The organism is Streptomyces sp. NPDC030222, assembly GCF_055573115.1.
The window spans coordinates 20,231-44,385 of sequence record NZ_JBVICA010000005.1 but is presented as its reverse complement, the minus strand read 5'-3'; the positions used below and the strand labels follow the sequence as shown (position 1 = coordinate 44,385).

21 protein-coding genes are annotated in these 24,155 nt (G+C 72.0%); 10 read left to right on the top strand and 11 right to left on the bottom strand.

Going from position 1 to position 24,155, the window contains the following annotated elements; genetic code table 11:
- Nucleotides 1-78: 78 nt before the first annotated feature.
- Complete coding sequence (locus tag ACZ4Z5_RS09060) at nucleotides 79-366, top strand: hypothetical protein (RefSeq protein ID WP_468258870.1); 288 nt, start codon at nucleotides 79-81, stop codon at nucleotides 364-366.
- A gap of 55 nt (nucleotides 367-421) precedes the next feature.
- A complete protein-coding gene (locus ACZ4Z5_RS09055) occupies nucleotides 422-733 on the top strand; it encodes an antitoxin (protein ID WP_468258867.1) in 312 nt (103 codons plus the stop codon).
- Nucleotides 734-998: 265 nt separating this feature from the next.
- Here ACZ4Z5_RS09055 and ACZ4Z5_RS09050 read toward each other — a convergent pair whose 3' ends face one another.
- Nucleotides 999-1,736 carry a class III extradiol dioxygenase subunit B-like domain-containing protein gene (locus tag ACZ4Z5_RS09050; RefSeq protein WP_468258864.1) on the bottom strand — a complete coding sequence of 246 codons (738 nt, stop codon included), beginning with the start codon at nucleotides 1,734-1,736 and terminating at the stop codon, nucleotides 999-1,001.
- A gap of 35 nt (nucleotides 1,737-1,771) precedes the next feature.
- Nucleotides 1,772-3,262, bottom strand: coding sequence for a tRNA (N6-isopentenyl adenosine(37)-C2)-methylthiotransferase MiaB (gene miaB / locus ACZ4Z5_RS09045; protein ID WP_468258861.1), 1,491 nt, complete (start codon nucleotides 3,260-3,262; stop codon nucleotides 1,772-1,774).
- Between the two features lie 82 nt (nucleotides 3,263-3,344).
- Between miaB and ACZ4Z5_RS09040 the strand changes: the two genes are divergently transcribed.
- On the top strand, nucleotides 3,345-4,340 hold the full coding sequence (locus tag ACZ4Z5_RS09040) for a TAXI family TRAP transporter solute-binding subunit (RefSeq protein ID WP_468258858.1): 996 nt from the start codon (nucleotides 3,345-3,347) through the stop codon (nucleotides 4,338-4,340).
- 146 nt (nucleotides 4,341-4,486) lie between these two features.
- Here ACZ4Z5_RS09040 and ACZ4Z5_RS09035 read toward each other — a convergent pair whose 3' ends face one another.
- Both ACZ4Z5_RS09035 and ACZ4Z5_RS09030 read right to left on the bottom strand, forming a co-directional pair.
- Complete coding sequence (locus ACZ4Z5_RS09035) at nucleotides 4,487-5,908, bottom strand: sensor histidine kinase (protein ID WP_468258855.1); 1,422 nt, start codon at nucleotides 5,906-5,908, stop codon at nucleotides 4,487-4,489.
- A gap of 6 nt (nucleotides 5,909-5,914) precedes the next feature.
- A complete protein-coding gene (locus tag ACZ4Z5_RS09030) occupies nucleotides 5,915-6,619 on the bottom strand; it encodes a response regulator transcription factor (protein ID WP_468258852.1) in 705 nt (234 codons plus the stop codon).
- 269 nt (nucleotides 6,620-6,888) lie between these two features.
- Here ACZ4Z5_RS09030 and ACZ4Z5_RS09025 point away from each other — a divergent pair, with 269 nt between their 5' ends.
- The 5 genes from ACZ4Z5_RS09025 to ACZ4Z5_RS09005 all read left to right on the top strand — a co-directional run bounded on the left by ACZ4Z5_RS09025 (nucleotide 6,889) and on the right by ACZ4Z5_RS09005 (nucleotide 12,213).
- Nucleotides 6,889-7,674, top strand: coding sequence for an amino acid ABC transporter ATP-binding protein (locus ACZ4Z5_RS09025; protein ID WP_468258850.1), 786 nt, complete (start codon nucleotides 6,889-6,891; stop codon nucleotides 7,672-7,674).
- A 30-nt stretch (nucleotides 7,675-7,704) separates the two neighbouring features.
- A complete protein-coding gene (locus ACZ4Z5_RS09020) occupies nucleotides 7,705-8,631 on the top strand; it encodes a glutamate ABC transporter substrate-binding protein (RefSeq protein ID WP_468259581.1) in 927 nt (308 codons plus the stop codon).
- Between the two features lie 147 nt (nucleotides 8,632-8,778).
- The gene (locus tag ACZ4Z5_RS09015) at nucleotides 8,779-9,426 is read left to right on the top strand and encodes an amino acid ABC transporter permease (RefSeq protein ID WP_468258848.1); all 648 of its coding nucleotides are present in this window, start codon (nucleotides 8,779-8,781) and stop codon (nucleotides 9,424-9,426) included.
- Nucleotides 9,423-10,394: an amino acid ABC transporter permease gene (locus tag ACZ4Z5_RS09010; protein WP_468258846.1), complete on the top strand. Its 972-nt coding sequence runs from the start codon at nucleotides 9,423-9,425 to the stop codon at nucleotides 10,392-10,394. The genes ACZ4Z5_RS09015 and ACZ4Z5_RS09010 overlap by 4 nt, the downstream gene beginning before the upstream one ends.
- 208 nt (nucleotides 10,395-10,602) lie before the next feature.
- A complete protein-coding gene (locus ACZ4Z5_RS09005; RefSeq protein WP_468258844.1) occupies nucleotides 10,603-12,213 on the top strand; it encodes an FAD-dependent monooxygenase in 1,611 nt (536 codons plus the stop codon).
- Between the two features lie 392 nt (nucleotides 12,214-12,605).
- Here ACZ4Z5_RS09005 and recX read toward each other — a convergent pair whose 3' ends face one another.
- From recX to ACZ4Z5_RS08985, 4 genes are all read right to left on the bottom strand, one after another.
- Nucleotides 12,606-13,232: a recombination regulator RecX gene (recX, locus tag ACZ4Z5_RS09000; RefSeq protein WP_468258842.1), complete on the bottom strand. Its 627-nt coding sequence runs from the start codon at nucleotides 13,230-13,232 to the stop codon at nucleotides 12,606-12,608.
- A 3-nt stretch (nucleotides 13,233-13,235) separates the two neighbouring features.
- Nucleotides 13,236-14,366, bottom strand: coding sequence for a recombinase RecA (recA, locus tag ACZ4Z5_RS08995; protein WP_468258839.1), 1,131 nt, complete (start codon nucleotides 14,364-14,366; stop codon nucleotides 13,236-13,238).
- A 217-nt stretch (nucleotides 14,367-14,583) separates the two neighbouring features.
- On the bottom strand, nucleotides 14,584-15,708 hold the full coding sequence (locus ACZ4Z5_RS08990) for an AI-2E family transporter (protein WP_468258836.1): 1,125 nt from the start codon (nucleotides 15,706-15,708) through the stop codon (nucleotides 14,584-14,586).
- A gap of 248 nt (nucleotides 15,709-15,956) precedes the next feature.
- Nucleotides 15,957-16,151: a DUF3046 domain-containing protein gene (locus ACZ4Z5_RS08985; protein WP_468258833.1), complete on the bottom strand. Its 195-nt coding sequence runs from the start codon at nucleotides 16,149-16,151 to the stop codon at nucleotides 15,957-15,959.
- A 79-nt stretch (nucleotides 16,152-16,230) separates the two neighbouring features.
- Between ACZ4Z5_RS08985 and ACZ4Z5_RS08980 the strand changes: the two genes are divergently transcribed.
- The gene (locus ACZ4Z5_RS08980) at nucleotides 16,231-17,154 is read left to right on the top strand and encodes a hypothetical protein (protein WP_468258830.1); all 924 of its coding nucleotides are present in this window, start codon (nucleotides 16,231-16,233) and stop codon (nucleotides 17,152-17,154) included.
- Nucleotides 17,155-17,252: 98 nt separating this feature from the next.
- On the opposite strand, the gene ACZ4Z5_RS08975 is transcribed toward ACZ4Z5_RS08980, so the two are convergent.
- The 3 genes from ACZ4Z5_RS08975 to ACZ4Z5_RS08965 form a co-directional block, all read right to left on the bottom strand.
- Nucleotides 17,253-17,570, bottom strand: coding sequence for an AzlD domain-containing protein (locus tag ACZ4Z5_RS08975; protein ID WP_468259579.1), 318 nt, complete (start codon nucleotides 17,568-17,570; stop codon nucleotides 17,253-17,255).
- Between the two features lie 5 nt (nucleotides 17,571-17,575).
- Entirely contained in the window at nucleotides 17,576-18,367 is a 792-nt protein-coding gene (locus ACZ4Z5_RS08970) for an AzlC family ABC transporter permease (RefSeq protein ID WP_468258828.1), read from the bottom strand.
- A 220-nt stretch (nucleotides 18,368-18,587) separates the two neighbouring features.
- A complete protein-coding gene (locus ACZ4Z5_RS08965) occupies nucleotides 18,588-19,424 on the bottom strand; it encodes an AraC family transcriptional regulator (protein ID WP_468258825.1) in 837 nt (278 codons plus the stop codon).
- 82 nt (nucleotides 19,425-19,506) lie between these two features.
- Here ACZ4Z5_RS08965 and ACZ4Z5_RS08960 point away from each other — a divergent pair, with 82 nt between their 5' ends.
- A complete protein-coding gene (locus tag ACZ4Z5_RS08960; RefSeq protein ID WP_468258822.1) occupies nucleotides 19,507-24,126 on the top strand; it encodes an ATP-dependent helicase in 4,620 nt (1,539 codons plus the stop codon).
- Nucleotides 24,127-24,155: the final 29 nt, after the last annotated feature.

Sequence of the window (24,155 nt, the reverse complement as noted above, 5' to 3'; positions counted from 1 at the left end):
GGGGTCCGTACCGGCGGCGCAATGGGGCGCTGCGGGCGGCGCGGGATCTCACCCTCACGAGTAAGCTATGGAGTAAATATGGGCGTTTTTGCACGGTTCTGGCGGAAGGGTAAGGACACCGCCGAGGCGTCAACCGAGGAGGCCGGTCCCGTCGCTCCGACGGACGAGCCTGCGGTGGAGCCCACGGCGCCCGAAACCGCAGCGGAGGCGTCGGCAGCCGGGACGCCCGCCGGAGCGGCGGAGGGCGCCGGTTCGACGGACGCCGAGGCCGGGAAGTCCGCGGGAGCGGAGAGCGTGGACATCCCCAAGCAGCAGTCTGCCGAGGAGGCGGCCGACAACGAAGCCGGCGAGGGCGCCCACAAGTAGTCCCCCGTCCCTTCACGGGACCTCGAGTCGCGGGACTTGGTAGGGAAGGTGGCCCATGGGGTTTCTGGACACGATGAAAGCCAAGCTCGACCCGGCGAAGGAGAAGGTCTCGCACTTCGCGCACGAGTACGAGGGAAAGATCTCGCACTTCGCCCACAAGTACGAGGGAAAGATCGAGCACGGTCTGGAAAAGGCCGCGAAGACGGTCGACGAGAAGACCAAGCACAAGTACAGCGAGAAGATCCACTCGGGTACCGACAAGGCGAAGCACGCTCTCGACCGCCTCGCGCACAAGCACGAGGGCGGGCCCGGCGGATCGCCCGGTGATCCGGGAACCCCGCCCATGGGCACTCCGCCAGCCTCCTGAAGTCACCGGCGTCCGGCCGTGGAGCCTCAGCGCTCCACGGCCGGATCGCTGCCGCCGACGCCGTCCCCCCTCACCGCCGGTCCGTGCCGTCGGCCGCCGGCCACCACCGGTCCGAAGCCATCAGCCGCGGCCCCGTCCCGCGAGTCCCCGTTCCGTCAGTGGCGGCCGGTTCGTGTGCTGTCGGCCGTCCCCTGCAGGCCGGTCACGTGCCGTCGGCGGTGCCTGCCGGCCGTCCCCGTAGGGGCCGGCCCGGTTTCCGGGACGCCTACTGCGCAGCCGTCCGGTCCGACCAGACCGCGGTGAAGTAGCCGACGCCGTAGGGGGCGTCCTCGTACAGCACGCGGTGCGTCCGCAGCTGTGCTCCGTCGGCACCGTCCGCGCCGACGAGCACTTGCCACGGCGACCGGCCCGACACCTTCAGTCCACGGGCCGTCGTCACATCGAGGTCCGTGAGGAAGCCGTCCGCGTCACCGCTCGAGAGCGCGGCGGCGATCGCGGCGTCGACGCCCTCGGCGCGCTCGTCGAGGTAGCCGGGCGCCTTGACGCTGCGGCAGGCCGTACCGTCGCCCATGACCAGGAGGCCGACGCGGTCCGCCCACTGTGCGGCACGCACGCCGTCCGCACCGTTGGCGGTGGGGTCGTTGTCGTCCGCCACTTCGAGACCGCGCACCGGCCCTTCCCAGCCCGCCCGGTCCAGGAGCCAGGCGCCCACGGAGAGCGACAAGGGAAGCGGGCGCTTCCCCGACGCCCCGGGAACCGGGCGGCCCAGCGTCACCTCGACGGGAACGCCGTAGGGCCGGAAAGTGCCGGCGGCGCCCTGCTCATGGACGTGGTTCCCCGGGCCGGCGCCCACGACCGCGATCAGTTCCGGGCCGGAGTCCAGCACGGCCCGCACCGCCTCGTCACAGGCCACGCGCAGCGGATCCAGTTCCGGGGCGGCGCCGGAGGCGACCTCCGGCAGGAGCAGCGGCGGGCAGGGACAGACGGCTGCGGCTACGAGCATGAGCCGAGCCTAGTCCGGCCCTGCGTGACTCCGGCTCAGTGGGCCGCGCAGCCGCCCGTCGCGGCAGGAAGCGGCGCCGGGACGCCGACCGACGGCAGGCCGAGCATCACGCCGGCCGGCTTGGCCGCCTCCGCCTGCGTGCGCTTCTCCCAGGCGTCGCCGGCCCGGGTGCGGCGGACGGCGGTCGTGGGGCCTTCGGCGAGCAGGTGGTGCGGGGCCGCGTAGGTGATCTCGACGGTCACCACGTCTCCGGGGCGGACTTCTTGCGCCGGCTTGGTGAAGTGGACCAGGCGGTTGTCGGGGGCGCGGCCGGAGAGCCGGTGGGTGGCGCCGTCCTTGCGGCCCTCGCCCTCCGCGACCATGACGTCGAGCGTCCGGCCGACCTGCTTCTTGTTCTCCTCCCAGGAGATCTCCTCCTGGAGGGCGACGAGACGCTCGTAGCGTGCCTGGACGACCTCCTTCGGGATCTGGTCGTCCATCTCGGCGGCCGGGGTGCCGGGCCGCTTCGAGTACTGGAAGGTGAAGGCCTGCGCGAACCGTGCCTCGCGGACCGTGTGCAGGGTCTGCTCGAAGTCCTCCTCGGTCTCGCCGGGGAAGCCCACGATGATGTCGGTGGAGATGGCGGCGTGCGGGATCGCGGCGCGGACCTTCTCGATGATGCCGAGGTAGCGCTCCTGCCGGTACGAGCGGCGCATGGCCTTCAGCACGGTGTCCGAGCCCGACTGCAGCGGCATGTGCAGCTGCGGCATGACGTTCGGGGTCTCGGCCATGGCCGCGATCACGTCGTCCGTGAAGTCACGCGGGTGGGGCGAGGTGAAGCGGACGCGCTCCAGGCCTTCGACCTTCCCGCAGGCGCGCAGCAGCTTGCTGAACGCTTCGCGGTCGCCGATGTCGGAGCCGTATGCGTTGACGTTCTGGCCGAGCAGGGTGATCTCGGAGACGCCTTCGGCGACCAGTGCCTCGACCTCGGCGAGGATGTCGCCGGGCCGGCGGTCCTTCTCCTTGCCGCGCAGCGCGGGCACGATGCAGAAGGTGCAGGTGTTGTTGCAGCCGACCGAGATGGAGACCCAGGCGGCGTACGCGGACTCGCGCCGCGTCGGCAGCGTCGAGGGGAACGCCTCCAGCGACTCGGCGATCTCGACCTGCGCCTCTTCCATGACGCGGGCGCGCTCCAGCAGCACCGGCAGCTTGCCGATGTTGTGGGTGCCGAAGACGACGTCGACCCACGGCGCCTTCTTGACGATGGTGTCGCGGTCCTTCTGGGCGAGGCAGCCGCCGACGGCGATCTGCATCCCGGGCCGCTTCGACTTCATCGGGGCGAGCCGGCCGAGGTTGCCGTAGAGCCGGTTGTCCGCGTTCTCCCGCACCGCGCAGGTGTTGAAGACGACGACGTCGGCATCGCCCTCGCCCGTGCCCTCGGGCGCACGTACGTAGCCGGCGTCCTCCAGCAGGCCCGACAGCCGCTCGGAGTCGTGGACGTTCATCTGGCACCCGTAGGTGCGCACCTGGTAAGTCTTCGCGTTCATCTCGTCCACCAGGGTACGGGGTCCGCCGGGCGGCCCGCCCGTGCCTTTCCCCTCCGGGCACAGAGCTGGCAGGATCGGCCGCATGTTCCCGCAGCTCGCCTCGTCCGGCCGCCGCCGCGCCCTCGGTGGGGCGGCCGCGGTCCTGGCCCTCGTCGGCCTGCTCCTCTGGTGGCTGCTGCCCGTCGGCGAGCAGGGGCCGAGCGGGACCCTCACGTTCAGTACGGGCGTACGGACCGGCGTCTACCACCGGTACGGGGAGCTGCTGCACGCCGACCTCGCCAAGGACTTCCCCGGGGTGAACGTCCGGCTGCGCCCGAGCGAGGGGTCCCAGGAGAACCTGGCCCGCGTGGCCACGGGCGAGGCCGACTTCACCCTGGCGACGGCGGACGCGGTAGCCGTGTACAAGCAGTCCGGCAAGCCGGGCGCGGACGAACTGCAGGGCTGCGCCCGGCTGTACGACGACTACGTCCAGCTGATCGTCCCCCGCCGTTCCCCGATCCGCACGGCCGCCGATCTGCGGGGCAAGCGGGTGGCCGTGGGGCAGCCGGGTTCCGGTGTGCGGCTGATCGCCGAGCGGCTGCTGCGGGCCGCCGGTCTGGATCCGCAGCAGGACGTCGTCCCGGTGTCGGCGGGCATCGACACGGCACCGGACAAGCTGTGGCGGAACGAACTGGACGCCTTCTTCTGGTCGGGCGGACTGCCCACCTCGGCGATCCTGGACCTCTCCGAGCACTTCGCGGTCCGGCTGGTCCCGCTCGGCGACCTCGTACCGGCGCTGCACCGGCAGGACGCTTCGGCAGGCCACTACCGCCTGGCGACCGTGCCCGCGGACGCGTACCGCGCGATGCGCAACAGCGGTCCGGTGCCCACAGTGGCCGTGGCGAATCTGCTCGTGACCACGGAACGCACCGATCCTGCGCTCACGGAGGGCTTCACCCGCACTGTGATAGGCAGCAGGGACCGGATCGGTGGTGAGGTGCACGCGGCCCAGCGCGTCGATCTGCGCACCGCCATCTACACCGATCCGCTGCCGCTGCACGAGGGCGCACGCCGCTACTACATCTCGGCCAAGCCGTAGCGGCGGCTGGTCCGGGACTGTACGCCCGCCGCACCCCGGAGGCCGGGGCGGCCGGTTCGGACCCCGAAGGCCGGGTCCGCGACCTGGAGCCCGGAAGCCGGGTCCGCCGGTCCGCACCCCGAGGACAGGGTCCGCCGACCCGGCGGTCAGACCGCCGTGGAGGTGCGGGGGACCGAGACCGTCACACGCAGGCCGTGCGGGGTGTTGCTCTCGTAGCCGAGGCTGCCGCCGCCCGCGGCGAGGAGGGCGCGGGAGATGGACAGGCCCAGGCCCGATCCCTTGACGTTCTGGTGGCGGTTGCTGCGCCAGAAACGGTCCCCGATGCGTCCGAGCTCCTCATCGGTGAGCCCGGGGCCGCGGTCCACGACGACGATCCTCGTGTGGGTCCGGTCGGCCGACAACGTGACCCGGACCTCCTCGTCCTCCGGCGTGAACTTCAGCGCGTTGTCTATGACGGCGTCGAGCGCGCTGGAGAGCGCGACGGGGTCGGCCCAGGCGGTCGCCGTCCCGCAGCCGTCCCGGACGAGGCGCACGCCCTTGGCCTCGGCGACCTGGCGCCAGGCCGTGAGCCGCTCGGCCACGACCGCGCCTGTGTCGACGAGCCGGAGGTCCGCCGGGGCGTGCTCGGCCAGCGCCAGGTCCAGCAGGTCGTCGAGGACCTGGGCGAGGCGCTTGCCCTCGGTGCGGACGGAGGCGATCTCCTCGTTGCCCTCGGGGAGTTCGAGGGCGAGCAGCTCGATGCGCAGCAGGAGTGCGGCCAGGGGGTTGCGCAGCTGGTGCGAGGCGTCGGCGACGAAGGCCCGCTGCTGCTCGAGCACATCCTCGACGTGGTCGGCCATCTCGTTGAACGAGCGGGCCAGCCGACGGAGTTCGGGCGGGCCGCCGGCGGCGGCCACCCGCGACTTCATCCGTCCGGTCGCGATGTCGTGGGTGACGGCGTCGAGGATCCGCACCGGGCGGAGCACCCAGCCGGTGAGGCGGAACGCCGCGCCGACCGCGAGCAGCATCGCGGCGACCTCGCCGGCCGCGATCAGCAGCCAGCCGTTGAGGATCCGCGACCGCATCCGTCCGGTGGGCGAGTCCGTCACGACGACGGCGATCACGTCGCCGTCGCGGACTACAGGGGAGGCGACGACGAGTCGGCCGCGCTGCCAGGGCCACACCTGTCCCGGGTCGTGACTGCGCCGGCCGGCCAGGGCCTCCTGGAAGGCCCGGCGTCCCTCGCCCTTGTCCGGGAGGCGCCAGTCGTGGGGAGCGCGGGCCATGGCGGTGCCGTCGCGGTGGAAGACGCCCGCCTGGATGTCGTACAGGTCGTAGTAGCGGGCGAGTTCGGCGTCGAGGGTGTTGCGGCGTTCGTTCCCGGCGGAGAGCCGGGCCGCGGCGGGGCCGACGACGTCGGCGTCGGTGACGAACTGGGCCAGGGCGGCGAACCGCGCCGTGTCGTCGATCCGGTCCACCACGACCTGCTGCTGCTGTGCGGCGGCCACGGTCACCGCGAGCGGGAAGCCCAGGGAGACCAGGACGAGCGCCAGGAGGAAGATGAGCAGCGGGAGGAGTCTGGTGCGCACCGGTCGTTACGGGCCTTGCGTCGCTGCGGGGGCGACCAGCCGGTAGCCGACGCCTCGGACCGTCTCGATCAGGGCGGGCATGCGCAGCTTGGACCGCAGCGACGCCACGTGCACCTCCAGGGTGCGGCCCGTGCCCTCCCAACTGGTGCGCCATACCTCGCTGATGATCTGCTCCCGGCGGAAGACGACACCGGGCCGCTGGGCGAGCAGCGCGAGCAGGTCGAACTCCTTGCGGGTGAGCTGCACGGCCGTGCCGTCGACGCTGACCCTGCGGGTGGGGAGTTCGATCGCCACGGGGCCCAGCCGGAGAGGTCCCTCTTCGGCCGCTGCCGGGGAGTCCCCGCCGGCGGCGCGGCGGCTGACGGCGTGGATACGGGCCAGCAGCTCGCCGGTGTCGTAGGGCTTGACCACGTAGTCGTCTGCGCCGAGGTTGAGGCCGTGGATGCGGGAGCGGACGTCCGCCCGAGCCGTCACCATGATCACGGGCGTGGAGGTCCGCTTGCGGATCTTGCCGCACACCTCGTAGCCGTCCTGGTCGGGCAGCCCGAGGTCCAGGAGCACGACCCCGAACGGCTCGGCGTCGGCGGGCAGCAGGGCCTGCAGCGCCTCCTCTCCGTTACGGGCGTGCACGACGGTGAATCCGTGCCTGGCGAGCACCGCGCACAGGGCGGCGGCGACGTGGTTGTCATCCTCGACGAGCAGAAGTCTCATGGCCCCCCTCCCGGTGGTGTGATCGTGGTGCCGGCGTCATCATGACGTCATGTATCACGGCATCCACTCCGATGGCAGGCATGCCAGTCAAGTGGGTTCCGGCCAGTTCGGACAATCCGTTACGGACCCGGTACTCCGGGCGGCGATTTCCCTCACGGAGCGTGCCTGGGCGCAATCGGATCGTTATGCTCAATTTCCGCTCAGATGTAATGACGGTGGTCTCCGGGCCTGATTAATGTCCTCCCAACCGAGGAGGACGGAGCAAGCCGATGAGCGGAGTATCAGTGACCAAGGGCCCCGAGGACGCCGCACCGGCGACGGACAGCCTGGTGGTGCTGAGCGACGTCAACAAGCACTTCGGCGCGCTGCATGTGCTCCAGGACATCGACCTGACCATCGCCCGTGGCGAGGTCGTGGTCGTCATCGGACCCTCCGGGTCCGGGAAGTCCACGCTGTGCCGCACGATCAACCGCCTGGAGACCATCGACTCGGGCAGCATCGCGATCGACGGGAAGCCGCTCCCCCAGGAGGGCCGGGACCTGGCAAGGCTCCGCGCCGACGTGGGGATGGTCTTCCAGTCGTTCAACCTCTTCGCGCACAAGACCGTGCTCGAGAACGTGATGCTGGGCCAGCTCAAGGTCCGCAAGACGGACAAGAAGGCCGCGGAGCAGAAGGCCCGTGAGCTGCTCGACCGGGTGGGTGTCGGTTCCCAGGCCGACAAGTACCCGGCGCAGCTGTCGGGTGGTCAGCAGCAGCGCGTCGCCATCGCGCGTGCCCTGGCCATGGATCCCAAGGTGATCCTCTTCGACGAGCCGACGTCGGCTCTCGACCCCGAGATGATCAACGAGGTGCTGGAGGTCATGCAGCAGCTCGCCCGTGACGGCATGACCATGGTCGTCGTCACCCATGAAATGGGCTTCGCCAGGTCGGCCGCCAACCGTGTGGTCTTCATGGCGGACGGGAAGATCGTCGAGGAAGCGACGCCCGACCAGTTCTTCAGCAACCCGCGCAGCGACCGCGCCAAGGACTTCCTCTCGAAGATCCTTCACCACTGACGACAGACCTAGACATAGGGGATGTTCACGATGAAGCTCCGCAAGGCCTCCGCCGCCGCGGCCGCAGCCGCCGTCGTCCTGGCACTCACCGCCACCGCGTGCGGCGGCAAGGAGGGCCCCGCCGGCGACAAGAAGTCCGCCACCCCGGGAGGCACCGCCGCCCCCGCGCTGCCGACGTACACGGTCGCCACGAACGTCAACCTCGACTCGCCGACGTTCAAGGAGGCCAAGAGCCGCGGCAAGCTGATCATCGGCTCCAAGGCCGACCAGCCGTACCTGGGCTTCGAGGACCAGGCGACCAAGGAGCGCTCGGGCTTCGACATCGAGATCGCCAAGATGATCGCCGCCGACCTGGGCTTCAAGCCGGACCAGATCGAGTGGAAGACCGTGGACTCCGGTGTCCGCGAGACCGCGATCTCCAAGGGCCAGGTCGACTACTACGTCGGCACGTACACCATCAACGACAAGCGCAAGGCGCTCGTCGGCTTCGCGGGCCCGTACTACAAGGCCGGCGCCGACCTCCTGGTCCGCAAGGACGAGACGGGCATCACCGGCAAGGACACCGTCAAGGGCAAGAAGGTCTGCTCGATCGTCGGCTCCACCCCGCTGCAGGAGATCAAGAAGCCCGAGTACGGCGCCCAGGTCGTCGAGCTCGGCAAGTACTCCGACTGCGTCCAGCAGCTGCTGAACGGGCAGGTCGACGCCGTCACCACCGACGACTCGATCCTCAAGGGCTACGCCGCGCAGAACCCGGCCAAGCTCAAGGTCGTCGGCAAGCCGTTCACCGAGGAGCCCTACGGCGTCGGTATGAACAAGGACGACAAGGTGCTCCGGAACGCGATCAACGACTCGCTCGAGAAGCACATCAAGGACGGCACCTACAAGAAGATCTACGAGGCGACGCTCGGCCTGTCCGGCTCCGCCTACACCGAGCCGCCGGCCATCCAGCGCTACTGACGGCTGACAGCACACAGCTCGGCCGTGGCGCCCCGCGCATGAGCGCGGGCCGCTGCTCCCCCTGCCCCGGGCCCCTCGGAGGGCCCCTCCCTGCCGCCTGCCCGCCGCTGCTCGCCGACGCGGAGAACTCATGGACGCGGAGACCTCATGAACGTACTGCTCGACAACTGGCCCGCGTACCGTGACGGCTTCATCGGAACGGTCACGCTGACCGCGACCAGTGCCGTCATCGCGCTGGTCCTGGGCGTGCTGATCGCCGGATTCCGGGTGTCCCCCGTCCCGCCCCTCCGGTACTTCGGCACGGCCTGGGTGACACTGCTGCGCAACACCCCGCTCACCCTGCTCTTCCTGGTCTGCTTCTTCGTGGTCCCGGAGATCCTGTTCCCGGGCATGAGCCCCTTCGTCCTGGCGTCGGTCGCCCTGGGCTTCTACACGTCGGCGTTCGTCTGCGAAGCCGTCAGGTCCGGTATCAACACCGTGCCGCTGGGCCAGGCCGAAGCAGCGCGTTCGATCGGCATGACGTTCACACAGACGCTGCGGATCATCGTCCTCCCGCAGGCCACCAGGACCGTGCTCCCCCCGCTGAGCAGCATCTTCATCGCGCTCACCAAGAACTCCGCGATCGCGGGCGCCTTCAGCAACGCCGAACTCTTCGGCTGGCAGAAGCTGATGAGCGACCAGGGTTACGACATCCTTCCCGTCTTCATCTGGGTGGCCCTCGGCTACCTGGTCATCACCTTCACCATCAGCGGCGTCTTCCGGCTGCTGGAGCGCCGACTGGAGGTCGCCCGATGAGCGCCAGCGTTCTCTACGACGCACCAGGCCCCAAGGCCGTCCTGCGCAACCGCATCCTCGGCGTCATCGGCACGCTCGTGCTGCTCGCGCTGCTCGCGGCCAGTGTGGTGCGGCTCTCCGACAAGGGCCACCTCGCGTACGAGATGTGGGACATCTTCAACTACGCGGGCATCCGGGAGAACATCCTCGACGGCATCGTCGCCACGCTGAAGACCTTCGGCCTCGCCGCTGTCGGCTCCCTGGTGCTCGGTGTGGTCCTGTGCGTCGGCCGGCTCTCCGACCACCTCCCCGTACGGTGGCTGGCGACCGCGTTCATCGAGGTGTTCCGGTCGATCCCGCTGCTGATCACGATCTACGCGATCTGGGTCGGCTTCCTCATCGACTACAGCATGCTCGCCCTGGCGCTCGGACTGTCCATCTACAACGGCTGCGTGCAGGCCGAGGTGCTGCGTGCAGGCATCAACGCGGTCCCGAAGGGCCAGCGTGAGGCCGCGTACGCGCTGGGCATGAGCAAGACGCAGGTCATGACGACCGTGCTGATGCCGCAGGCCGTCCGGGCGATGCTGCCGACGATCGTCAGCCAGCTGGTGGTGACCCTCAAGGACACCTCGCTCGGCTACATCATCCTGTTCCCGGAACTCCTCTACACGGCACGTCTGATCGCCAGCAACACCCTGGTGAACGGCATGTACCCGTACGTCTCCGTCCTCGTCGTCATCGGTGCGATCTACGTGGCGATGTGTCTGGCCCTGTCCTCGCTGGCCAACTGGATCGAGCGCCGCGGCCGGCGGGCCAAGACCGGCATCGGTGTCGCCGCGGCCGCCGAACCGGCGGAGGCGCCCGGAGTGCTCGGTGCGCAGGACGCGTTCGGTGAGGAACTCGGCCCGCACATCGGCGACGGCACGACCGGCGGCGACGGCACCGGCAGGCACGGCGAAGGCACCGACGGCGTCGGCAAGACGAACTGACCGAGCGCCATGCGACGAGGGAGGCGGCACCGATGGTGCCGCCTCCCTCGTATCCACGACGGCGTTCGTCATACTTGTCGCCGTGCGGGGTGGCGGACCTCCGTCACTTGACGCAAGCACGCGCAGTGGGTTGCATACGTTCTGTGATCACGCACCGGGCCCCAGCCTCCCTCCACCGCAGGTCCCGACCGGCCGAAGGAGCCGCGTCGTGGACCCGGTGATCGTCGTCGGCGGTGGGCCCGTCGGCTTCTCGGTGGCCCTCGCCCTCGCCGCGCAGGGGGTGCCCTCGGTACTGCTCGACGAAGGGCCCGGCAAGGACGTCCCACGAGCCGCCCGGACGGCCGTACTGCGCGCCGACAGCGCCGCGTTCGTGACGCGGCTCGGTTGCACGACCGTCGGCGACGAGGGAGCCCGTTGGGCGGGCTGGCGCACGATGCGCCGCAAGCAGGTGCTGCACCGGCTGGAGTTCGGCGAGGAGACCGACGGCGGGCCGTCGCCCGTGCACTTGCCGCAGCACGCCCTCACCCGTGGGCTCCGGGCCGCCGCCTCGGCTCAGGAGCTGGTCCGGGTCGTCCCCGAGAGCCGGGTCGACGCGATCGAACAGGACGACGCCGGCGTCACCGTGCACACCCGGGGCGTGGAGCAGACGTGGTGGCGCGGCAGCCATGTGGTGGGCTGCGACGGAGCCCGGTCCACCGTCCGCAAGCTGCTGGGGATCCGGTTCCCGGGACGGACGGCCGTGGAACGGCACGCGGTGGCGACGCTGCGCGCGGAACTGCCCTGGCCGGACGAGGCGGTGCTGCACCGGCTGCCGCCGTGGCCCGGCGCCGGCCCGGAGGTCACGGCCCGCCCGCTGCCCGACGGCGCCTGGCGGCTGGACTGGCTGCTGCCGCCCAAAGGCGAACTCATCACCCCCGACTGGCTCGTCGACCACATCAGGGGCACCCTGGCGGGCTGGTGCGGCGAGACCCCACGGTACGAGCTGCTCGACACCGGGGTGTACACCCTGCACCACCGGCTGGCCCGGCGCTGGCGGACGGGCCGTGCGTTCCTCGCCGGCGACGCCGCTCATCTGCTGGGCGCGCTCGGCACCCAGAGCCTCGACGAAGGCCTCCGCGACGCCGGGAACCTCGCCTGGAAACTGGCGACGGCCTGGCACCACGGCTCCTCGGAGACCCTGCTCGACAGCTACCAGGCGGAGCGGCGGGCGGCCGTCGCGGCGCGGCTCCGGGCGGCCGACCAGGCCCTACCCGCCCTGCGCGGCGCCGGCGGCGGCCTGCGGACGTACCTTCCGGGCTCCTCGCGTGCGCACGACGCGTTGCTGACGGACGGCCATGTGGGGCGGGGGCCGCTGGGAGCGCCCCCGGCCTACCGCCATTCACCGCTCGACCCCGGGGACGACGAACGGCGGACGCTCGTCGGGACGGGGCTGGGCGAGCCGGTCGCCGACGTACGGGTGACCGCGCCGGACGGCACGACCGTGCGCCTCCACGACCGGCTCGGACAGGCCCGGCTGCTGGTGGTGCTCGTCGCACCGGGCACCGGCGTGTGGGACCGGCGGCACTGGATGACGGCCGGTGTGATGCCCCGGCTGGCCGCCGCGGTGAGCGCGCTCCCGGCGAAGGCGGAACTGCTGGTGGCCGACGGCTACCCGGGCGCGGCCGCCCACACCGTCCTGCTGGTACGCCCGGACGGGTATCTGGTGTCGGCGTTCGCCGGTGTGCGCCCGGCCGAGCTGTACGAAGCGGCCGACGCGGTCCGCGGCGGAGCGCCGCAGACCGAGCCCGTGCGCAGCGACCGTACGGCGGAAGTCAATTGACCGCTGCGGACGCACGTGGTCCACTCCGGTGCATGACCGGCACCGATGTGCGCCTGTGGCGGAGGGGCCATATGGGCCTGGTCCGCTATGCGGGCTGCGTGTGTGGTCCGTCCTGCTGATTCGCCCCTCCCCCGTGCCCCGGCCGTGCCCTCCCGGCATCCTCGCCGTGGGCGTTCCGCGCGAACCCTCAGGACGGTTGTCCATGTCCTCCGCAGTGTCTTCCACGTCTTCCACAGCCGGTACGTCCGCCGCTGTCCGCCCGTCCTCGTCCGGGGACACCCGCTCCCCGGTCGGTGGGCCCAATGGTCCGCACTCGCGATCCTCTGCACGAGGGCAACCGCTTCGGCCCGGCTCATCTCCACTGCATAGCACCACCGTGGCCGGACGCACGATCAGCGGACAGGACCTGGCTGGTCGAAGCCGAGATCTTCCAGGTCCTCGCCCTCGTCCTCCAGGGCGCGTTTGACCACGCGGAGCGCCATGCCTTCGGGGTAGCCCTTGCGGGCCAGCATGCCGGCGAGGCGTCTGAGCCGGCGGTCGCGGTCGAGGCCCCGGGTGGAGCGGAGTTTCCGTTCCACGAGTTCCCGGGCGGTCTCCTCCTCCTGGTCCGCGTCGAGTTGTCCGACCGCTTCCTCGATCACGGCGGAGTCCACGCCTTTGGTCCGCAGTTCCCGGGCGAGGGCCCGACGGGCCAGGCCCCGGCCGTGGTGCCGGGACTCCACCCAGGCATCCGCGAACGCCGCGTCGTCGATGAGGCCGACCTCTTCGAAACGGGACAGCACTTCGGACGAGACGTCCTCGGGGATGCCCCGCTTGTGCAGGGTGTCCGCGAGCTGTTTGCGGGTCCGCGGTGTTCCGGTGAGCAGGCGCAGGCAGATCGCCCGCGCCTGCTCCGCCGGGTCCTGGGGCCGCCGCCCGGGATCCGGCACCGACCGCTCCCCCGTCGGCCGGCCGGTCGGCCCGCTGCCCCCGTGGCCGGAAGGACCTTCGCTGCTCGGCCAGTCCGTACGCCGGGTCACGGACTAGCTCTTGGCCGTGCCGGCGGCCTTGGCCGTCCTGGAGGCCTTCGCGGCCGGGGCGGGCACCGACTTCGCCGTGTCCTCCGCGGGGGCGACCACGGCCGCGTCCCCACCCGGCTCGGCGGCGGGCGCCTCCGGCCGCACACCGACGCCCAGCTTCTCCTTGATCTTCTTCTCGATCTCGTTGGCGAGGTCGGGGTTGTCCTTGAGGAAGTTCCGGGCGTTCTCCTTGCCCTGGCCGAGCTGGTCGCCCTCGTAGGTGTACCAGGCACCGGCCTTGCGGATGAAGCCGTGCTCGACGCCCATGTCGATCAGGCCGCCCTCGCGGCTGATGCCCTGGCCGTAGAGGATGTCGAACTCGGCCTGCTTGAACGGCGGGGCGACCTTGTTCTTGACGACCTTCACCCGGGTGCGGTTGCCGACCGCCTCGGTGCCGTCCTTGAGGGTCTCGATACGGCGGATGTCCAGTCGCACGGAGGCGTAGAACTTCAGCGCGCGGCCACCGGTGGTGGTCTCCGGCGAGCCGAACATCACGCCGACCTTCTCGCGGAGCTGGTTGATGAAGATCGCCGTGGTCTTGGACTGGTTCAGCGCACCCGTGATCTTACGGAGCGCCTGGCTCATCAGCCGGGCCTGGAGACCCACGTGCGAGTCGCCCATCTCGCCCTCGATCTCGGCGCGCGGCACCAGTGCGGCGACGGAGTCGATGACGATCAGATCGAGGGCGCCGGAGCGGATCAGCATGTCGGTGATCTCGAGCGCCTGCTCGCCGTTGTCGGGCTGGGACAGGATGAGCGAGTCGATGTCGACGCCGAGCTTCTTCGCGTACTCGGGGTCGAGGGCGTGCTCGGCGTCCACGAAGGCCACCGTGCCGCCCGCCTTCTGGGCGTTGGCGACGGCGTGCAGGGTCAGGGTCGTCTTACCGGAGGACTCCGGACCGTAGACCTCGACCACACGGCCGCGCGGCAGGCCGCCGACGCCGAGGGCGACGTCCAGTGCGGTCGACCCGGTGGGGATGACCTCGATGGGCTCGTTCGGCCGCTCACCCAGGCGCATCACGGCGCCCTTGCCGAATTGGCGTTCAATCTGTGCGAGCGCGGCGTCGAGCGCCTTCTCGCGGTCGGTTCCTGCCATGGGTTCCACCCGGTTTGCTTGAGTCGATCGCTTCACGTCAAAGACGCTAACCCCTGCCACTGACAATGGGCCCCGACGTCCTTCGGCCTGTGGACAACTATCGCGGCGGACCACCGGGAACACGGGCCGGACCCCATAAGAACGGATGTTCGATTTTAGTGTCAAGCCGCGCCTCACCGCCCTCCGAAACGTCCTCCCGGGCGGGCGCGGCCGCGCGTCACACCCCGCGGTCGCGGCTCCGGGAAGCGGTCCCCCGCACCCACGCGACGAGCGGGGAAGGATCCCGGCGCCGGTGCCCCTGCACCCGCGGATCGTCGGTCACGGCGTACCGCTTCACGTACGCGCCCAGGAACGCCTGGAGGGTCGCCACCGCCGGGATCGCGATCAGCGCGCCGACCGCGCCCATGAGCGCCGTGCCGGCCACGACCGAACCGAACGCGACCGCCGGATGGATGTCCACCGTCTTCGCGGTGAGCTTGGGCTGCAGCATGTAGTTCTCGAACTGCTGGTAGAGCACGACGAAGCCGAGCACCCACAGCGCGTACCAGGGGTCGACCGTGAACGCGATCAGCATCGGCAGGGCACCCGCGAGGTAGGTGCCGATGGTCGGGATGAACTGGGACACCAGGCCGACCCACACCGCCAGCGCGGGCGCGTACGGCACACCCAGCATCGCCAGCAGGACGTAGTGCGCGGCGCACGAGACGAGCGCCATCAGCCCGCGCGAGTAGAGGTAGCCGCCGGTCTTCGCGACGGCGATCTCCCAGGCGCGCAGCACCTCGCTCTGCCGGGCCGGCGGCAGTACCGAGCAGAGGGCACGGCGCAGCCGCGGCCCGTCCGCCGCGAAGTAGAAGGAGAAGAGGAAGATCGTCAGCAGCCGGAAGAGGCCGCCGAGCACGGTCGCGGACACGTCCAGCACCCCGGCGGCGCTGTTCTGCACGTACTTCTGCAGCCAGTCGGAGCGCAGCAGGCTGTCCTGGATCGCGACCCGCGAGAGTTCCGTGTGGAACGTGACGTTCATCCACTGGATCAAGGAGTCGAGGTACTTCGGGAAATCCTCGAACATCTCGATGATCTGGCCCGCGAGCATCGAACCGAGCAGGACGACGAAACCAGTGCCCGCCACGACCACGCCCAGGAACACCAGGAACGTGGCGAGGCCGCGGCGCATCCCACGGGCGGCCATCCGTCCGACGGCCGGTTCCATCGCGAGGGCGAGGAAGAACGCGATCAGAATGTTGATCAGCAGACCGATGAGCTGGTGGAACACCCAGCTGCCCAGCTGGAAGCAGGCGTAGAGGGCGAGCGCCAGGACCATCGCACGCGGCAGCCAGCGGGGCATGCGCGCGGCGGTCCCACCGGTCCGGGGCGCATCGGCCCCGGGGGCGGTCGCCGTGCTCGCGCCTCCGGAGGCCGTACCGTCCGTGGCAGCAGCGCCCGGGGGCGACGTACCGGCACCGTCAGTTCCCGGGGGCGACGTACCGGCACCGTCAGTGCCCGCCGTCGACGTACCGGAGCCGCACGCCGTCCCGTCACCGGCGGTGCCCCCGGCGGACGGCTTCGCTTCGGGAGCCGCCTCGTCCTGCTGCGTCATCGCTTCTCGGCCGGGATGTCGAGAGCGGCGCAGACCGCGCGCCACACGTCCTTGGCATCCCAGCCCGCAGCGAACGCCTCGTGCACGGTCCGCCCTCCGAGCTCGGACATGACGTGGTCACGCGCGAAGGAATCCGCGTACACCGCGCCGAAGTGATCAGCCATCCGTTCCCAGAACACCGTCAACCGCATGGCACCAGTATCCCGCCCATCAGAGTGCAGCCCGGGCCGCGGGGCTTGCCGGGCTTCGATTCCGGCCTACGGTCGGTGCATGGCCGGATCCGGAGCATCCCCCGTGACCCCCGTCGAGCGAGCAGCGCAGTTCGTCTGGCGGAACGCCAGAGTCCTGGAACAGCGCCGGTTCCTGTACCACTTCGGCGACGACGACGCGGACCCCGTGGAGACCGCGCTCTCGGCGTACCAGTGCCGGGACGGCGGCTACGGGCACGCGCTGGACCCCGATCTGCGCGGCCCGGTGAGCCAGCCGCTGCACACGGCATACGCGCTGCGCGTGCTGGACTCCATCGGCCGGTGCGAGGGGGCGAGGGTGGAGCGCATCTGCCGCTATCTGACCGAGGTGTCCACGAAGGACGGGGCGCTGCCCGCCGTGCACCCGAGTCAGCGGGGCCACCCCGCGGCGCCGTTCGTGCCCATCGAGGACGACCCTCCGGGCGGGCTGCTGTCCACCGGACCGGTGGCCGGGCTGCTGCACCGCAACGAGGTGTGGCACGCCTGGCTGTTCCGGGCCACGGACTTCTGCTGGGCGGCGGTGGAAACCCTGGAGGAGTCCCACCCCTACGAGATCCAGGCGGCGGTCGCCTTCCTCGACGGGGTGCCCGACCGGGCCCGCGCGGAGACCGTGGCAGCCCGGCTGGGACGCCTGGTGCGGGACCAGCGGCTGGTGGTGCTCGACCCGGCGAGACGGTCCGGCCACCCCGTGGCTCCCGGCTACGCACCCGGCGAACACCACTTCCCCCACGACTATGCCCGCACCCCGGATTCGCCGGCGCGCTCGTGGTTCACGGACGAGGAGACAGAACGCTCGCTGGACTTCCTGGCCGCGGAGCAGCAGGAGGACGGAGGCTGGCCCGTACGGTGGCGAGACTGGTCCGCCGCGGCCACGCTCGAGTCCCGGTCGATCGTGACCGTCGAGGCGCTGCGCACCCTGCGGGCCTACGGACGCGACATCGGCTGAACGAGGCGGCGCACCACGCCGGGGCCGACGCCCCGGAGCCGGGCTGCGCACCGCCTGGACCGATCCCCCTCCCCCGGCCCACGTCCGCGCCCCGGGGTTCACCCGCCCAGGGCGCGCGCCCCCGCGGTGACGACGACGGCGGCGAGGACGACGACCAGGAAGGGCGCGCGCAGCACCAGGGCGATCGCCGCGGCGGCCAGCCCGGCGGCCCTGGCGTCCAGGACCAGCCGCCCGGCCTCCCCGAACGTCTGCTGTGCGGTGAGGGCGGCGAGCAGCGCCACCGGCAGCAGCCCGGCGAGCCTGCGGACCAGCGGACGCTCCAGCACTCCGGCCGGGACCAGCAGGCCGAGGAGCTTCACGAGATAGCAGCCGGCCACGGTCGCTCCGATGGCGATCCAGGCGTTCGTCGTGTTCATGGCGTTCATCGGTCCGTCCGTCCCTTCCTGCGGCCTTCGAACATCAGCACCACGGGTGCGGCGAGCGCCGCGACGAGCACCGGGACACCGGCCGGCAGCACCGGGAGCAGCCCGAGGCCCAGGACGACCGCGAGTCCAGCAGCGAGCCGCTCGGTGCGGGTGCGCAGCATCGGGGCGAGCAGCGCGAGGAACACCGCCGGACCGGCCGCGTCCAGGCCCCAGGCGGCGGTGTCGCCGACGGCCTCCGCGCCGAGCGCGCCGAGGAGTGTGGTGAGGTTCCACAGCAGGTACAGCGTGAGGCCGGTGACGGCGAAGCCCAGCCGGGCGGCGCGGCGGGTTGGCTGGGCGAGGGCCACGGCGGTGGTCTCGTCGATCACCCACTGCGCCGCGAAGGGGCGCAGGAAGCGCGGCAGGGCGAGCAGTTGGGACAGGCGCAGCCCGTAGAAGGCGTTGCGGACTCCCAGGAAGAACGCCCCGGCGGCGGCCGTGAACGGGTTGCCGCCGGCCGCGAGCGCGCCCACGAGGGCGAACTGCGACGCCCCGGTGAAGACGAGGAGGCTGAGCACGCACGTCTGGAGCAGGGTGAGACCGGCGCCCGCCGAGGTCACCCCGAAGGCGAACCCGGAGAGCCCGACCGCGATCCCGACGCCGAGCGCGTCCCGGACGACGGCGCGGTCCGGCTTGGCGTCCGCGGCGGACGCGGTGTGGTGGCCGGGGCGCCCGGCCGCACGGTGTGCGTCGGGAGCGGCCCGACGTGCGTCGTCGCGGGTGGTTGCTGTGGTGTGTTCTGGTGGCACGGCCCCGACCGTACGAGGACGGTCCCGGTCCGGTCTTGTACGTTCTTGCGTACACGGCACGGATGTACGACGACGGCGGTGCCTGCCGGGAGCCGGCCCGTGGTGGCCTCGGCACGAGCCCGACACCCACAGACGCACCCACCGGAAACCAGCCCACGGTCACCCCAGCCCGCGACCGACGCCCACAGACGCACCCACCGGAAACCGGCCCGCGGCCGCCTCAGCCCGCGACCGATACCCTCAGGTGTTCCCGCCGGTAGGCGCCGGGGGTCACGCCGACGATGCGGGAGAAGTGGCGGTTCAGGTGCGGCTGGTCGGTGAAGCCGACCGTGACGGCGGCGTCCGCGGGGGAGGTGCCCGCGTCCAGGAGGTGGCGGACCCGGCGCACGCGCGCGTCGGTGAGCCAGGTGTGCGGCGGCATCCCGTAGGTGTCCCGGAAGGCGCGGAGAAGGGCGAACGGGCTGGTGCCGAGATCCGCGGCGAGCCGCTCCAGGGTGGGCGGATCCGTCATGCACTCCTCGAGGACGGCACGCGCACGTGCCGCGAGCCGGGCGCCGGCGTGCCGTACCGGCCGCTCGGGCAGCGTGGCGCCGCCGAGCCGCAGCAGGCGGGTCACCGCGACGCGCAGCAGGGTGTCGGCGGCCAGCGCGTTGCCCTCGTCCGCCGCTCGCAGGACCTCGTGGACGAGCCGGGCGGCGTAGGGGTCCTCGAGCACGGGACGGCGGAATCCGGGGGTGCCGCGCAGGACCGTGGTCTCCTCGGCGATCGCCGCGACCAGCTCGGCCGAGGGGTAGACCGCGCCGTACTGCCACCCCTCCGGGGTCTCCGCACGTCCGGTGTGCGGGGTGTCGGGATTGATCAGCGCGATGGCACCGGGCCCGGCGTACTGGTCCTCGCCGCCGTGGTGGAAGACCTCGACACCGTCGCTGATGGCGGCGATGACGAACGACTCGTGGGTGTGGCGGGCGAAGGTCTTGCCGATGTAGCGGGCACGGAGCAGGTCGACGTCCGGCAGATCCGGGTACCGCCAGTGCCGGGCTCGCTCGCCAGTGACCATGGCTCCATTCTGCGCCTCCGTGCTTGGCACCGTTTCCCCAGGTCCCGGGCTTTTGTCAGTGGCCGGGTGCACGATGGGGGGCATGGCCGGATCAGCGCTCGACTCGTTCTCCCCTGCGACCCGCGGCTGGTTCGCCGGTGCCTTCACCGCGCCGACCGCCGCGCAGGACGGGGCGTGGGGCGCGATCGCGGCGGGCTCGGACGTGCTGGTGGTCGCGCCTACGGGTTCCGGGAAGACGCTCGCCGCGTTCCTCGCGGCGCTGGACCGGCTGGTGTCCACCCCACCGCCCGCCGACGCGAAGAAGCGCTGCAGGGTGCTGTACGTGTCCCCGCTGAAGGCCCTCGCGGTGGACGTGGAACGCAATCTGCGCAGCCCGCTGACCGGCATCCGGCAGGAGTCGGTGCGGCTCGGCCTCCCGGAGCCGGAGGTACGGGTCGGTATCAGGTCCGGTGACACTCCGGCCGCCGAGCGGCGCGCCCTGGCGACCCGGCCGCCGGACATCCTGATCACCACGCCCGAATCGCTCTTCCTCATGCTCACGTCGTCGACGCGTGACGCGCTGGCCGGGATCGAGACCGTGATCCTGGACGAGGTGCACGCCGTGGCCGGCACGAAGCGGGGGGCGCACCTCGCCCTGACACTGGAGCGGCTCGACGAGCTGCTGCCGCGGCCGGCCCGCAGGATCGGTCTGTCGGCGACGGTCCGTCCGGTCGACGAAGTGGCCCGGTTCCTGTCGCCGCAGCGCAAGGTGGAGATCGTCCAGCCGCCGTCCACGAAGGAGTTCGACCTGTCGGTCGTCGTGCCCGTCGAGGATCTGGGCGAGCTGGGCGCCTCGTCGGCGACCGAGGCGGACGACGGGGAGAAGCCGTCGATCTGGCCGCATGTGGAGGAGCGCATCGCCGACCTCGTGCAGGCGCACCGGTCGACGATCGTGTTCGCCAACTCCCGGCGGCTGGCCGAGCGGCTCTGCAACCGGCTCAACGAGATCGCCTGCGAGCGGGCCATGGGTGCCGCACTGCCCGAGGGAGCACCACCGGCGGAGATCATGGCGCAGTCCGGGGCGGCGCTGGGCGCCCCGCCGCTACTGGCCCGCGCGCACCACGGTTCGGTGTCCAAGGAGCAGCGCGCCCTCGTCGAGGAGGACCTGAAGGCGGGCCGGCTGCCGGCCGTCGTCGCCACGTCCAGCCTGGAGCTGGGCATCGACATGGGCGCGGTCGATCTGGTCGTGCAGGTCGAGTCGCCGCCGTCCGTCGCCTCGGGACTCCAGCGGGTGGGCCGGGCCGGGCACCAGGTGGGTGCGGTCTCCACCGGTGTGGTCTTCCCGAAGTACCGGGGCGATCTGGTGCAGGCCGCGGTGGTCACCGAGCGGATGCGCACGGGCGGCATCGAGGCGCTGCGCATCCCCTCGAACCCGCTGGACGTGCTGGCCCAGCAGCTCGTCGCGATGGTGTCCCTGGACAGTCGGCAGGCGGACGACCTGCTCGCCACGGTGCGCCGGGCCGCGCCGTTCGCCGCACTGCCGGAGTCGGCGTTCACGGCCGTACTCGACATGCTCGCCGGACGCTATCCGTCGGACGCGTTCGCCGAGCTGCGGCCCCGGGTGGTGTGGGACCGGGTCACGGGCACGGTCACCGGCCGGCCAGGTGCGCAGCGGCTCGCCGTCACCTCCGGCGGCACCATCCCGGACCGCGGGCTGTTCGGGGTGTTCCTGGCCGGCGCCGACCCCAGGAAGGGCGGCGGCAGGGTCGGCGAGCTGGACGAGGAGATGGTCTACGAGTCCCGTGTGGGCGATGTGTTCACGCTGGGCACCAGCTCGTGGCGGATCGAGGACATCACCCGCGACCGGGTCCTGGTCTCCCCCGCGCCGGGCGTTCCGGGCCGGCTTCCGTTCTGGAAGGGCGACCAGCTGGGTCGCCCCCTCGAACTGGGCCGTGCGGTGGGCGCGTTCCTGCGGGAGATCGGTTCGCTCGCCCCCGACGACGCACGGCTGCGGCTGGTGTCCGCCGGGCTCGACGCCTGGGCGGCGGACAATGTGCTCGCCTACCTCGACGAGCAGCGCCGCGCCTGCGGCCATGTGCCGGACGACCGTACGATCCTCGTCGAGCGGTTCCGGGACGAGCTCGGCGACTGGCGCGTGGTCGTGCACTCCCCGTTCGGTGCGCAGGTCCACGCACCGTGGGCCCTGGCACTGGGCGCCCGGCTCGCCGAGCGGTACGGAATGGACGCCCAGGTCATGCACGCCGACGACGGGATCGTGCTGCGGCTGCCGGACGCCGATCTGATGGGCCTGGACCTGCTGGACACCGATCCCGGCGGCGCAGGCACGGAGTACGACGCCGAGCAGGCCCCGATCGGTGCCGCCGACGTGGCGTTCGACAAGGGCGAAGTCCAGCAGATCGTCACCGACCAGGTGGGCGGCTCCGCGCTGTTCGCCTCCCGGTTCCGTGAGTGCGCCGCGCGCGCCCTCCTCCTGCCCCGGCGCAACCCCGGCAAGCGCACCCCGCTCTGGCAGCAGCGGCAGCGGGCCGCGCAACTGCTCCAGGTCGCATCCGGGTTCGGCTCCTTCCCGATCATCCTGGAGGCGGTCAGGGAGTGCCTCCAGGACGTCTTCGACGTACCCGGACTGACCGAGCTGATGGGCGACATCGAGTCCCGCCGGGTGCGGCTGGTGGAGGTCACCACTCCCGAGCCGTCCCCGTTCGCCCGCTCCCTGCTCTTCGGCTATGTGGCGCAGTTCCTCTACGAGGGCGACTCCCCGCTCGCGGAGCGGAGGGCGGCCGCGCTCTCCCTCGACTCACGGCTGCTCGCCGAACTCCTCGGCCAGGCCGAACTGCGGGAGCTCCTCGACGCCGACGTGCTCACCGAGCTGGAACGCGAACTGCAGTGGCTCACGGAGGACCGCCGGGCCAAGGACCCCGAAGGGGTCGCCGACCTGCTCAGGCTGCTCGGTCCGCTCACCGACGCCGAACTGGCCGAGCGCGGGGCGGAACCGGACTGGGCCGCCGGACTGGCGGCGGCCCGCCGGGCCATCCGGGTCCGTATCGCCGGCGCCGAGCACTGGGCGGCGATCGAGGACGCCGGCCGGCTGCGGGACGCACTGGGCACCGCCCTCCCGGTCGGCGTACCGGAGGCGTTCACCGAACCGGTCAAGGACCCCCTCGGCGACCTGCTCGCCCGGTACGCGCGCACCCACGGCCCCTTCACCTCCGCCGCGGCGGCAGCCCGCTTCGGCCTCGGCACGGCCGTCACCGACGGGGCCCTCCAGCGGCTCGCCGCAGCGGGCCGGGTCGTCCAGGGCGAGTTCCACCCTTCCGGGGCAGGCCAGGAGTGGTGCGACGCGGCCGTGCTGCGCCGCCTGCGGCGCCGCTCGCTCGCCGCACTGCGCCAGGAGCTGGAGCCGGTGCCGCCCGCGGCGCTCGGCGCGTTCCTGCCGCAGTGGCAGCACCTGGGCGACGGCAGCCTGCGCGGAATCGACGGGCTGGCCAGGGCCGTCGAGCAGCTGCAGGGCGCGCCGGTGCCCGCGTCCGCGCTGGAGAAGCTGATCCTGCCGTCCCGCGTGCGGGACTACTCCCCCACGCTGCTCGACGAACTGACCACCACCGGAGAGGTGGTGTGGGCGGGAGCCGGGGCGCTCCCCGGCAAGGACGGCTGGATCTCCCTCTACCTCGCGGACGCCGCGCCGCTGCTCCTCCCGCAGGCCCACCCGCTCGAACCGGGGCCGCTGCACCAGTCGGTGCTGGACTCCCTCGGCCCCGGATACGGTCTGTTCTTCCGTCAGATCGCAGAGCAGGTGCGCGCCACCACGCACCCCGAGGCGACCGATCCCGAACTGGCCGACGTCGTCTGGGAGCTGGCCTGGTCGGGGCGGCTCACCAACGACTCGCTGGCGCCGCTGCGCTCGCTCCTCGGCTCCGGCCGCACCGCCGGGTCGACGGCCCACCGCGCCAAGCGGACGGTGCCGCGCGGGCGGTACGGCACCCTGTCCGCGGCGGCACGCACCGCGTCCCGTATGGGCCCGCCCACGGTCGCCGGGCGCTGGTCGCTGCTGCCGGCCCGCGAACCGGACGCCACGCACCGGGCCCATGCCCTCGCCCGCACCCTCCTCGACCGGCATGGTGTGGTCACCCGCGGCGCGGTCGCCGCCGAAGGAGTCGAAGGCGGGTTCTCGGCCGCCTACCGGGTGCTGTCAGCCTTCGAGGACAGTGGCCAGGCCCGCCGAGGCTATGTCGTCGAGGGCCTGGGGGCGGCCCAGTTCGCCATGGACGGAGCGGTGGACCGGCTGCGCGCCTCGGTGGGCGCACGGGACCGTGACGCGCCCGGCGCGGCGCCACGGGCGGTGGTGCTCGCGGCCGCCGACCCCGCCAACGCCTATGGGGCGGCGCTCGGCTGGCCGGAGCCGCCGGCCGGGGCCGGGCACAAGCCCGGCCGCAAGGCGGGCGCCATGGTGGTGCTGGTCGACGGCGAGCTGACGCTGTACATGGAGCGGGGCGGCAAGACCCTGCTCGCCTGGCCGGACGACCCGGACGCGCCGGCCCTCCACGCCGCCGCCGAAGCTCTGGCCGAGGCGGCCCGCGCCGGCCGCCTGGGCACGGTCACGGTGGAACGGACCAACGGCACGTCCGCGCTCACGTCCCCGATCGGCCGCGTCCTGGAGGGAGCGGGCTTCCACGCCACACCCCGGGGCCTGCGCCTGCGGGCATGACGCCGCCGCCGTGAGCCGCCGCGCAAGGC

Excerpts from the sequence above, each read along its gene's own strand:
- ACZ4Z5_RS09060 (WP_468258870.1), top strand. The coding sequence starts at position 79 with ATGGGCGTTTTTGCACGGTTCTGGCGGAAGGGTAAGGACACCGCCGAG.
- ACZ4Z5_RS08990 (WP_468258836.1), bottom strand. The coding sequence starts at position 15,708 with ATGCCCCGCTGGCTGCCGCGTGCGATGGTCCTGGCGCTCGCCCTCTAC.
- ACZ4Z5_RS08960 (WP_468258822.1), top strand. The coding sequence starts at position 19,507 with ATGGCCGGATCAGCGCTCGACTCGTTCTCCCCTGCGACCCGCGGCTGG.
- ACZ4Z5_RS08980 (WP_468258830.1), top strand. The coding sequence starts at position 16,231 with ATGGCCGGATCCGGAGCATCCCCCGTGACCCCCGTCGAGCGAGCAGCG.
- ACZ4Z5_RS09010 (WP_468258846.1), top strand. The coding sequence starts at position 9,423 with ATGAGCGCCAGCGTTCTCTACGACGCACCAGGCCCCAAGGCCGTCCTG.
- recA (WP_468258839.1), bottom strand. The coding sequence starts at position 14,366 with ATGGCAGGAACCGACCGCGAGAAGGCGCTCGACGCCGCGCTCGCACAG.
- miaB (WP_468258861.1), bottom strand. The coding sequence starts at position 3,262 with ATGAACGCGAAGACTTACCAGGTGCGCACCTACGGGTGCCAGATGAAC.
- ACZ4Z5_RS09050 (WP_468258864.1), bottom strand. The coding sequence starts at position 1,736 with ATGCTCGTAGCCGCAGCCGTCTGTCCCTGCCCGCCGCTGCTCCTGCCG.
- ACZ4Z5_RS09025 (WP_468258850.1), top strand. The coding sequence starts at position 6,889 with ATGAGCGGAGTATCAGTGACCAAGGGCCCCGAGGACGCCGCACCGGCG.
- ACZ4Z5_RS08965 (WP_468258825.1), bottom strand. The coding sequence starts at position 19,424 with ATGGTCACTGGCGAGCGAGCCCGGCACTGGCGGTACCCGGATCTGCCG.
- ACZ4Z5_RS09040 (WP_468258858.1), top strand. The coding sequence starts at position 3,345 with ATGTTCCCGCAGCTCGCCTCGTCCGGCCGCCGCCGCGCCCTCGGTGGG.
- ACZ4Z5_RS09030 (WP_468258852.1), bottom strand. The coding sequence starts at position 6,619 with ATGAGACTTCTGCTCGTCGAGGATGACAACCACGTCGCCGCCGCCCTG.
- ACZ4Z5_RS09020 (WP_468259581.1), top strand. The coding sequence starts at position 7,705 with ATGAAGCTCCGCAAGGCCTCCGCCGCCGCGGCCGCAGCCGCCGTCGTC.
- ACZ4Z5_RS09015 (WP_468258848.1), top strand. The coding sequence starts at position 8,779 with ATGAACGTACTGCTCGACAACTGGCCCGCGTACCGTGACGGCTTCATC.
- ACZ4Z5_RS08975 (WP_468259579.1), bottom strand. The coding sequence starts at position 17,570 with ATGAACACGACGAACGCCTGGATCGCCATCGGAGCGACCGTGGCCGGC.
- ACZ4Z5_RS08985 (WP_468258833.1), bottom strand. The coding sequence starts at position 16,151 with ATGCGGTTGACGGTGTTCTGGGAACGGATGGCTGATCACTTCGGCGCG.
- ACZ4Z5_RS09055 (WP_468258867.1), top strand. The coding sequence starts at position 422 with ATGGGGTTTCTGGACACGATGAAAGCCAAGCTCGACCCGGCGAAGGAG.